This is a genomic window from Coleofasciculus sp., from assembly GCF_046565525.1.
Taxonomy (GTDB): domain Bacteria; phylum Cyanobacteriota; class Cyanobacteriia; order Cyanobacteriales; family Coleofasciculaceae; genus Coleofasciculus.
Genome location: NZ_JBKHUP010000183.1, coordinates 1 through 9266, shown reverse-complemented (window position 1 = coordinate 9266; position 9266 = coordinate 1). Strand labels below are relative to the sequence as shown.

Annotated in this window: 6 protein-coding genes and 1 pseudogene; 6 read left to right on the top strand and 1 reads right to left on the bottom strand. The window is 45.0% G+C overall.

Annotation, left to right across the window (positions count from 1 at the left end):
• Positions 1-1610: CHAT domain-containing protein (locus ACLGGO_RS34205; protein WP_446422656.1), on the top strand; the 1610-nt coding region annotated here is incomplete at its 5' end.
• Between the two features lie 567 nt (positions 1611-2177).
• Here the strand turns inward: ACLGGO_RS34205 and ACLGGO_RS34200 are convergent.
• Positions 2178-2438 carry a hypothetical protein gene (locus tag ACLGGO_RS34200; protein ID WP_446336791.1) on the bottom strand — a complete coding sequence of 87 codons (261 nt, stop codon included), beginning with the start codon at positions 2436-2438 and terminating at the stop codon, positions 2178-2180.
• A gap of 172 nt (positions 2439-2610) precedes the next feature.
• On the opposite strand from ACLGGO_RS34200, the gene ACLGGO_RS34195 reads away from it, so the two are divergent.
• The 5 genes and pseudogenes from ACLGGO_RS34195 to ACLGGO_RS34175 all read left to right on the top strand — a co-directional run bounded on the left by ACLGGO_RS34195 (position 2611) and on the right by ACLGGO_RS34175 (position 8787).
• Positions 2611-3216 carry a DUF3318 domain-containing protein gene (locus ACLGGO_RS34195; protein WP_446422655.1) on the top strand — a complete coding sequence of 202 codons (606 nt, stop codon included), beginning with the start codon at positions 2611-2613 and terminating at the stop codon, positions 3214-3216.
• 88 nt (positions 3217-3304) lie between these two features.
• The gene (locus ACLGGO_RS34190; RefSeq protein ID WP_446422654.1) at positions 3305-3892 is read left to right on the top strand and encodes an IS607 family transposase; all 588 of its coding nucleotides are present in this window, start codon (positions 3305-3307) and stop codon (positions 3890-3892) included.
• 16 nt (positions 3893-3908) lie between these two features.
• The gene (locus ACLGGO_RS34185; protein WP_446422653.1) at positions 3909-5003 is read left to right on the top strand and encodes an RNA-guided endonuclease InsQ/TnpB family protein; all 1095 of its coding nucleotides are present in this window, start codon (positions 3909-3911) and stop codon (positions 5001-5003) included.
• A 229-nt stretch (positions 5004-5232) separates the two neighbouring features.
• A pseudogene (locus ACLGGO_RS34180) lies at positions 5233-7419 on the top strand (sensor histidine kinase); the annotation flags it as partial.
• Positions 7420-7707: 288 nt separating this feature from the next.
• Positions 7708-8787: an SGNH/GDSL hydrolase family protein gene (locus ACLGGO_RS34175; RefSeq protein WP_446422652.1), complete on the top strand. Its 1080-nt coding sequence runs from the start codon at positions 7708-7710 to the stop codon at positions 8785-8787.
• The last annotated feature ends 479 nt before the right edge of the window (positions 8788-9266 follow it).

The following is a 9266-nucleotide window of genomic DNA, read 5'->3' as shown; positions in this document are numbered from 1 at the left end:
ATCTAGAGAATCCTGAGGATACAACCTCCATTAACCCAGAAGATAATCTAGAGAATCCTGAGGATACAACCTCCATTAACCCAGAAGATAATCTAGAGAATCCTGAGGATACAACCTCCATTAACCCAGAAGATAATCTGAGTAATCCCAGCGATACGACTCTCTCTGAACCAACAAATCAACCAATTAACTCAACTAATCCTAGTCCTAGGGAAACCACTAATAATCCATCCGTCTCCGCTGAAACCTCATCTAATGAAGCGAATAGCAATTCATCCACCCCCGCTAACAACTCATCCAGTGAAGCCTCATCATCAGGTGCTTCTGAGTCATCCCTCCAATCCGTTGACGCCTCAGAGGAAAACTTTACTCAGCAATTTGTAGACTATTTAGGCTTACCCACTGATATTCCCTTAGTTACTCTCGCCCAAAGCCGAGATATTCTCGACAACATCGAGAAAACTACAGGGGTTAAACCAGCATTGCTTTATATCAGTTTTGTCCCGCCAGAGATTTCTAATCAGGCGGAAAATCCATCATCTTTAAGGCAAAATTATCCTACTAAAACCCGCAATCCTGAAGACCAAGTAGAATTACTACTCGTTACCTCTAATGGATTACCCATTCGCAAACGACTGACGGGAATCACTCGCCAACAAGTTCTCAAGGTTGCGGATCAGTTTCGCTTAGAAGTTACCAATGTTCGCAGTCGCCAAGGCTACATTCTGCCCGGAAAACGACTCTATGATTGGCTGGTTGCTCCCATGGAAGCCGAACTGCAAGCTCTAGGTATCGAAAACGTAACGTTTATAGTAGATTACGGTTTACGCTCTATTCCTATGGCGGCTCTTTACGATGGGCAGCAGTTTTTGATTGAGAAATATAGTGTTGGCTTAATGCCGAGTTTAAGCCTAGTAAACCCGAACTACAAACCCATTGAAAACATGGAAGTTTTAGCTATGGGTGCTGCACTATTTACTGACCAAAAGCCCTTACCTGCGGTTCCAGTAGAATTATCAGAAATTACCCAATCTCTGTGGCAAGGCAGATCTTTTCTCAACGATGCTTTTACCCTAGAAAATCTAAAATCACAACGTCAGCAGCAACCCTTTGGCATTATCCACTTAGCCACTCATGCTAATTTCCAATCAGGAGCACCGAATAATTCTTATATCCAACTTTGGGATAGGAAGCTGCGACTCAATCAATTACCTCAGTTAGATTGGAATAATCCCCCCGTCGAATTATTAGTTCTCAGTGCTTGTCGCACCGCTTTGGGGAATGAGGAAGCCGAATTGGGTTTTGCTGGATTAGCGGTTAAAGCGGGTGCAAAATCAGCCGTAGGCAGTTTATGGTATGTCAGTGATGAGGGAACTCTCGGATTAATGACCAAACTCTATCAAACCCTCAAACAAGCCCCAATTAAAGCAGAAGCACTGCGACAAACTCAACTGGCAATGTTGCAGGGACAAGTTTATCTCGAAGGGGGTCAACTGATTGCCGGTGATAAATCAATCTCGTTACCGCCAGAATTAGCTAGACTCGGAGACGTAAACTTTGAACATCCTTATTACTGGAGTGCGTTCACTATGATTGGTAGTCCCTGGTAATTTGTCTAAGGAAACAGTATCATCGGCTTGCTCAACAGCATGAATTGGGGCAATTGGCATTCCCCAGAGACTTGCTGTAGTGACATACTCCAGACAGCGATACAAGTATACGCTGCTGGCTTCTCCCACCTACTACATCTATAACGATCTCTATTTCTAGAGCGTAGGATTCGAGCTTTTTATAGTGAGTAAGATGCCCAGATCCACTTTTTAATACTTTTTTTTTAAGTGTGAGAACTTGTTTTTAAGCTTTCGTTTTTTGCTTTTCCAGAAAACCTATTCCAGCTATGGGTGTCTACTCTGTGCATTGCCCGAAACAAAGGCGTAGAATGGCAAATCTATTTATTTTACGTTTGCCACGTTTCTAGTATATATTCGACCCATGAAATTTGACAACTCCGCTTCGCTCGCCTTGTCAGGCTATCCTTCCCGACGCTCCCAAAGGGGAGAGCGCTCTGCTGTCGCCTATAGCTCAGGGTTAGGGCTATGAGAGTGGAAAGGCGCATAGAACAAAGCAATGTTAGCCCAACTACTGCCATGGGCTACTTACTTGTTATTGTATGCAACTCACAAATCTGGGGGTTGATCGCGGTTAGTTAATTCCGAGGGAGGGCGATCGCTACTCCAAGCCCACCACACTGTACCACACTGGCATTGATAGAACTCTTGCCACTTCTTGCGATAATCTTCAGTCAGGACTGGTGATTGTCGATTAATCCAAACCCGTTGGGCTTCCATGCAAGAAGCATGACAGGAGGGACAGCAGAATTCTAATGCATGAGTTGCTGATTTTGTCCATTGCGGCGGAAATGGGGTAAAAGCGTCCATAGTTTATCGCTTGGTTGTAGCTTGAGGTGAGAGTCTTGTTTTGACAATCTCCTGTGCCTATTTTAGGGGTTTCCCCTGCCCAGACGTTTTGAGTTTTGAGTCAATCATGAGATAGTTTGGACAATAAGTGCTTTGAATACCCTTTATCCTCTAAGTCCGAGTCCCTCGTCTGATGAATCCAGAGCCAGAAATTCGCCGTTTGCGTGATATAATGCCCGCCTCTGGGCGAATGCTGACGAAAATTATCAGTAAACCGCAACAGACGGCGGTGATTGAAACTCCTTTGCCGATGCCTTGGTTGAGAGATCGTCCAATTTATATTAATTTTGATCTATGGCGTCGCTTACCCAGACCGCAACGGGATATGCTGCTCCTAAGTACCGTAAGCTGGTTGATTAATATCAAATGGTTTAAGCCAGATTTATATCAAGGCGTCGTAATTGCGGGATTGTTAGGGGGAATGGTGGAACTGATGCAAGGCGATGCGGTGGGTGTTGTTGTGGCGACGGGATTGAGTGCGATCGCAGGAGGTCAAATTTGGCGCAATACTCGCCGTTGCCAAACTCACTTGGATGGGGATACTGATGCGCTTAAAGTTGCTCTACGGCGCGGCTATACCGAAACAGAAGCGGCACAGCATCTATTAGCGGCGATTGCATCCGTGGCTGAGATAGAAGGGCGAGTGAGTTTAAATTTTACTGAATTAATTCGCAGCCAAAACCTGCGGGCGATCGCAGGTATTTCCCCAGTGGGGGTTCCTGAGAGTGTTGACGATTAGAGCCTGATTTTCTGGTAATTTCTAGATATTTCCGGAAATAGCTTCCCTTTTCGTGGTAGTATATTAAGTACGTTAGCAGCAAATTTCGATGAGATATGCCACACCAAGGGAAGCGTCTCAAATCCTCCAAGTATCAGAAAAAACACTGCGAAACTGGGACAGAGACGGCAAAATACGAACAATTAGAACTCCTGCGGGTCATCGACGGTATGATATCGATTCCGTCGTCAATCCAGAAGGCGATACAAGGATCACAATCCTCTATGCCAGGGTTAGCTCATACAAGCAAAAGGCAGACCTTGAGCGACAAGCTGACTACCTGCAATCACTATTTACAGAAGGAAAACTTATCAAAGAAGTCGGATCAGGACTCAACTACAAACGCAAAGGGCTTCTTTCCCTTTTGGGACAAGTCTTGTCAGGAAACGTCAGAGAAGTTGTGGTCTGCCACAAAGACCGACTCGTCAGGTTTGGTCTTGATCTCATCGAATGGTTCTGTCAGCAAAAAGATTGCAAACTCGTGGTTCTCAACCGAAGTGACTTATCTCCAGAGCGAGAAATGGTTGAGGATATCCTTGCCATTGTCCACGTCTTTAGTTGCCGACTGTACGGACTCCGAAAGTACAAGTCTGCTATCAAAGAAGATTCGAGTCTACCCTCAAGACAAGTTAGCTAAGACTTGGTGCCAATGGATGTCAGCCGCCCGATGGTGTTTCAACCAAGCCATCGCCATACTTAAGACTAAAAAAATTGGTAAGTACGACTTAAGAAAAGTGGTGATGAGCTTGGCTCCGGTTTGGGTAAGTCAAGCTCCCTATAGCCCACGCCAGTTAGCTGTATTTCAAGCGTTTGAAGCACACAAAGCGGCAAAAAAATCGGGTGGAGATGCTAAGTTTCGGTCAGTGCGTGAACCCGTTAAATCCATTCGGTTTCAAAAGAACAATTGGAAGAATGGGACATTTTATCCAACACAAACCAAGGGCTTAACTTTTAAGGCAAGTGAACCAATTATCGAAGCAATGCAACATGAGCCTACCTTGGTTCTGGATAAAGGGCGCTGGTTTATTTGCTATGCCATAGACGCACCATTACCCAAGCCCCTGAACAGTCAGTTAGCCATTGCGCTTGACCCTGGCGTTAGAACGTTTCTGACTGGATTTGATGGGCAAGAAATATGGGAGATTGGCAAGTACGATATAGGGCGCATTTATCGATTATCTAGCCATCTTGACCAGCTAATGTCTCGGATTGGAAAAGCTAAGGGACGCCAGTTTAAACGTTGGCGGTATCGGTTGCGTAAAGCCGCCCAAAAAATCCGGATAAAAATCCGTAACCTAGTTTCGGAGCTACACAAGAAAGCGGCTAATTATCTATGCACCAAATACAAAATCATATTCTTGCCAACCTTTGAGGTCAAAAACATGGTCAAGCGTGGTAAAAGGCGGCTATCAACTAAGACGGCGCGAAAACTGGTTACATGGTCGCATTACCGTTTCAAGCAAACGTTGAAGCATCAAGCGGCTAAGTATGGCTGTGTTGTAGTAGACGTAACGGAAGAATACACCAGCAAGACCTGCTCAAAATGTGGTCACATTCACACAAAACTAGGAGGCAACAAACGATTTGTTTGCCCTTCCTGTGGTCACACAATTGGGCGTGATATCAATGGCGCTTTCAACATTTTGTTGAAGGCTTTGAGAGATGCCTCCACATCTGGCGTGATCGCCTCATTCCAGATTGTGCCATACAAAGAAACTTCCGGCAATTGCCAGATTTTTCCGGGTTAAATGTATCTGTTAAACAGGAATAGTCAAAAGTCAAAAGTCAAAATTCAAATCATCAGGGTGGGCGCGAGTCACATCTGTTGTGAGGTAAGAAAGGATAAGAGTAAAACCCGCGCCTACAAACGCGCCATGCTCTATGAGCGAAGTGAAGGGTCAAAACTCAAAACTCATCCACCTAGGGGATGTTAAGTTTTGATAACTTTGGGCATCCTGTTGATGGAAGCCGATTGTTTTGAGTCATGAAATCTTGAATATTAGTTACGGTGAAGATTTAATTTTGTCCATATTTCCTGGGAGTCAGAAACGTTTCTGGCGATACCTAATCACAGTTGCTCTAGTCGCGATCGCCTATATGGGTAGCGCTCATTTTACCCTATTGTGGTTGGGATTGGGCGCTGAGGCGTCTCCGGTGTGGGTTAGTGCGGGGATTGCTCTGGCTGTGCTCTTCTTGGAGGGGAAACGGCTGTGGATTGGTGTGGCGATTGGTGCATTCTGGTTAAATCTGTCCCTGGGTGCTTCATTTTTGGTGTCCCTGGGTTCAGTTATTGGCTGCACGTTACAAGCTGTTATCGGTGCGATGGGATTACGTCGCCTGGATTTTAACCCGACGCTAGAACGCCTCAAGGATGCATTTGCCCTAATTATCGTCGGTGCGCTTATTGCCCCTTCAATTAACGCCACTATTAGTACAGTAGTGAATTGCTGGGTGGGTTTCATCCCGTGGCATCAATTTGGACTGAATTGGGGCACTCTTTGGTTGGGGGACAGTATGGGAATCTTAGTTTTTACTCCCTTACTACTATTAATTGCCCAAGGATTCCCCCAGGGAATGTTGCGGCAAAATTATCCACCCCATACGATTTTAGAAGCCGTCTTGTGTGGGGCTTTACTGTGGATGTTCAGTTGGCTGGTTTTCCAGTCTCGAACCATTTTTGCCCTCTCCGACTACCCCCTGGAATATTTGCCTTTTCCCTTTGTCGCTTGGGCGGCGCTGCGATTTCGGGTGTGGGGTGCTGTTTTTGCCAGTGTCGTTGTTTCGGGAATGGCAATTGGCGGAGCTATCCAGGGAATCGGACCTTTTGTGGTGAAGACGGGAAGTACCCAAGGAGCAATCCTACTGCTACAAACTTTTCTGGCGGTGGTGACAGTAACCGCTTTCGTTTTAGCCGCCGCCATGTCGGAGCGTCAACAGGCAGAAGCTCGACTCCGCGCTACTTTAGAACGCGATCGCTTGTTAGCCGAGATTGCCCTACGGATTCGTCAATCCTTAGATTTAGACCAAATTTTCCAAACTACTGTTGTGGAAGTATGCCAGTTATTACAGGCAGATCGCGTCTATATCAGTTACCTGGATGAAAATAACTACAGTAAAATTGCTGCCGAATCCGTCGCCTCTGCTTATAAATCCATGTTGGGATGGAAACCCTCAGAGAAACTGTTAAAAGAAACCCAGGAATTGTTTAGTCAGCGTCAAATTTTAATCCGGGATAATACCGATCAGGTTAATGTGACTCCCTATCTCAAAGAGTTTTATCGGTGCTATCAGATTAAAGCTACCCTGGCAATTCCTTTAATTCTCGATGATCAACTTTTTGGATTATTAGCGGTTCATCAATGCCATCATCCCCGTCACTGGAAATCTTTTGAGGTGGATTGGTTGAGGCGATTAGCGGTTCAAGTTACCATTGCCCTGCAACAAGCTCAACTTTACCAACAAGTACAAGATCTCAATAGTAACCTGGAAAGTCAAGTGGCAGAACGCACTCTGCAACTTGAGGAAAAAATGCAGGAGCTGCAACGGCTTTATGAACTTAAAGATGTGTTTTTACAAGCCGTGTCTCATGATCTGCGAACGTCAATGATGGGCTTAATTCTGATGTTGAAGGGAACGCAAAACTGCCCTGGGGAAACCGTGGCTCTCCCGCGCCGAATTCTGGAGCGGCTGATTGAAAATAGCGATCGCCAATTGACGTTGATCAATGCCTTATCTGAAGATCATTTTAACCAAGGGCTCAAAATTGAGCTGCACTGTCAACCCTTGTGCTTAAATGAACTCCTCAGCCAAATCCTGGCTGATTTGCAGCGGTTATTAACCAGTAACCAAGCCAAATTAACTCTGGCTATTCCCCCAAATTTACCCCCTGTTAAAGCTGATCCAACTCAACTGCGGTGTGTTTTCCAGCATCTATTGACGAATGCCCTTAAACATAATCTACCGGGGGTGCAGATTACGCTGACAGTAAGGGTTGAGGGGGATAGACTCTATTGTGCGATCGCCGATGACGGGGTAGGGATGAGCCAACAGCAGTGCGATCGCTTGTTTAAACTCTATGTTCGGGGATTGCATTCTCAGCACTTGACGGGTATTGGTTTGGGTTTATATGTATGTCGGCAAATTATCAATGCTCACGGGGGACAAATTAGCGTTACCAGTGCGCCCGGAGTTGGATCAACCTTTGAGTTTACCCTTCCTTTCCCCAACTAAGTTGGCGACGTTGTTACATTAAAACACACTTAATGAGTGATTACAACGATAAAATTTTATAAAAGAAAATAAAATTAAGAATCAATAAATATCCTTGTTTATCAGAGCATTCCCTGGTGATTAGGTGTATAAGAGTCATGGCGTCAATCGGTGATTTCGCGATCGCGCTGATCTTTAATTATCAATTCTTTCGGCAATCAAATACAGGAGTGCAAAATTAAAATGAGCAAAATAACGGCAATAGCCACCGGATTATCCTTTTTATCCTTAATCTACCCGCTAAGTGCTGAGGCAATCCAATTCAATCAGATTTATGTGTTTAGCGATAGCTCCGCTGATTCAGGCAATGTCTTCAATGTGAGTTCAGCTGCCCACTCATTAGGTTTCCCCGTACCGATTACCCCCACTCCACCTTATTTTGAAGGACGTTTTTCTAATGGCTACAACTGGATAGACATTCTCACATCCCAATTGGGCGTTGATTTGATTCCATCGACTGAATTAACAGTGGGAGAGCCAATCATTCCATCAACCCCACCAGAGGTAAACTTTAACTTCGGTGGTGCTACCGCAACGAATAGTGTTAATTTTGCCTTTGGTGGCGCTCAGACAGGATTGGGTAATGTCTCTCCTGAGTTAGGCGTAGGAGTTCTCACCGAGATTAATGGTTTTATTAATGACCTAAATGTCGCTCAAACATCGGCTAATCCTGACGCCCTTTATATTGTCTGGGCTGGTAATAATGATTACAACAAGGGCGGGCTGCGTGATAGTGCTGAACCCATTAACAACTTATTCACTGGGGTGACGGCTTTAGCGGAAGCTGGCGCTCGTCATTTCTTCATTCCTAACTTGCCCGATTTGGGCAAAACGCCCCGAGGGATTATTCAGGGAGAGGAAGCGGAACTCACCCAAGTGAGTGCGGAACATAACGCGGGTTTAACGACAATGTTCGATGATTTGCGTCTCGCCTATGATGATATAAATATCATATCGGCTGATCTGGCGTCTCTGTTTCAAGAGGTTATCACCCAGCCTGATGAATTTGGTTTTACCAATGTGACTGACTTTTGCTTCACTGAATTGGGTGTATGTTCTAACCCCGACGAGTACTTATTCTGGGATGACATCCATCCAACGGCTAAAACCCATGCTTTATGGGGAAACTATGCATACGAGGCACTCCAAGATGCGGGTGTAGAACCTCTATCTGTTCCAGAACCGGCGTTTTCCATCCCACTACTACTTATGGGGGTGGGTTTTTTGCTGCAATCAACTGTTCGTCATCGCAATTCTCTGTGAATGCCATTATCGAAAGGAACATTCTACTGTGAAAATTGCGGGTTCGGGTAGGGACACGGCATTGCCGTGTCCCTACCGGTGGTGTGACTACGGTATCTGAATCCCTTTAATTAATGCGCGATCGCATCCGTTTCTTTAGTTGCTTGAGGCTTGCTTTAACCCCTACAGGACTTTTGCTCTTACTTAGGATAATTTCCTTGATTACTGATGAGATAATAATCTGACATCTTACCCTATATGTCGGCACATTTTCCCATTATGAAGTAATCATAAAATTAAACCACTATCTTTGTCAATCCCTCAAATAGGATTCTTTTCCCCAAACCTGAGATAATTTAGTGGGTTTTCGCCTCAATTCTACGTTATCCGAATCCTTTCAATTAAGGCGCGATCGCATCCGTTTCTTTAGTTGCTTGAGGCTTGCTTTAACCCCTACAGGACTTTTGCTCTTACTTAGGATAATTTCCTTGATTACTGAT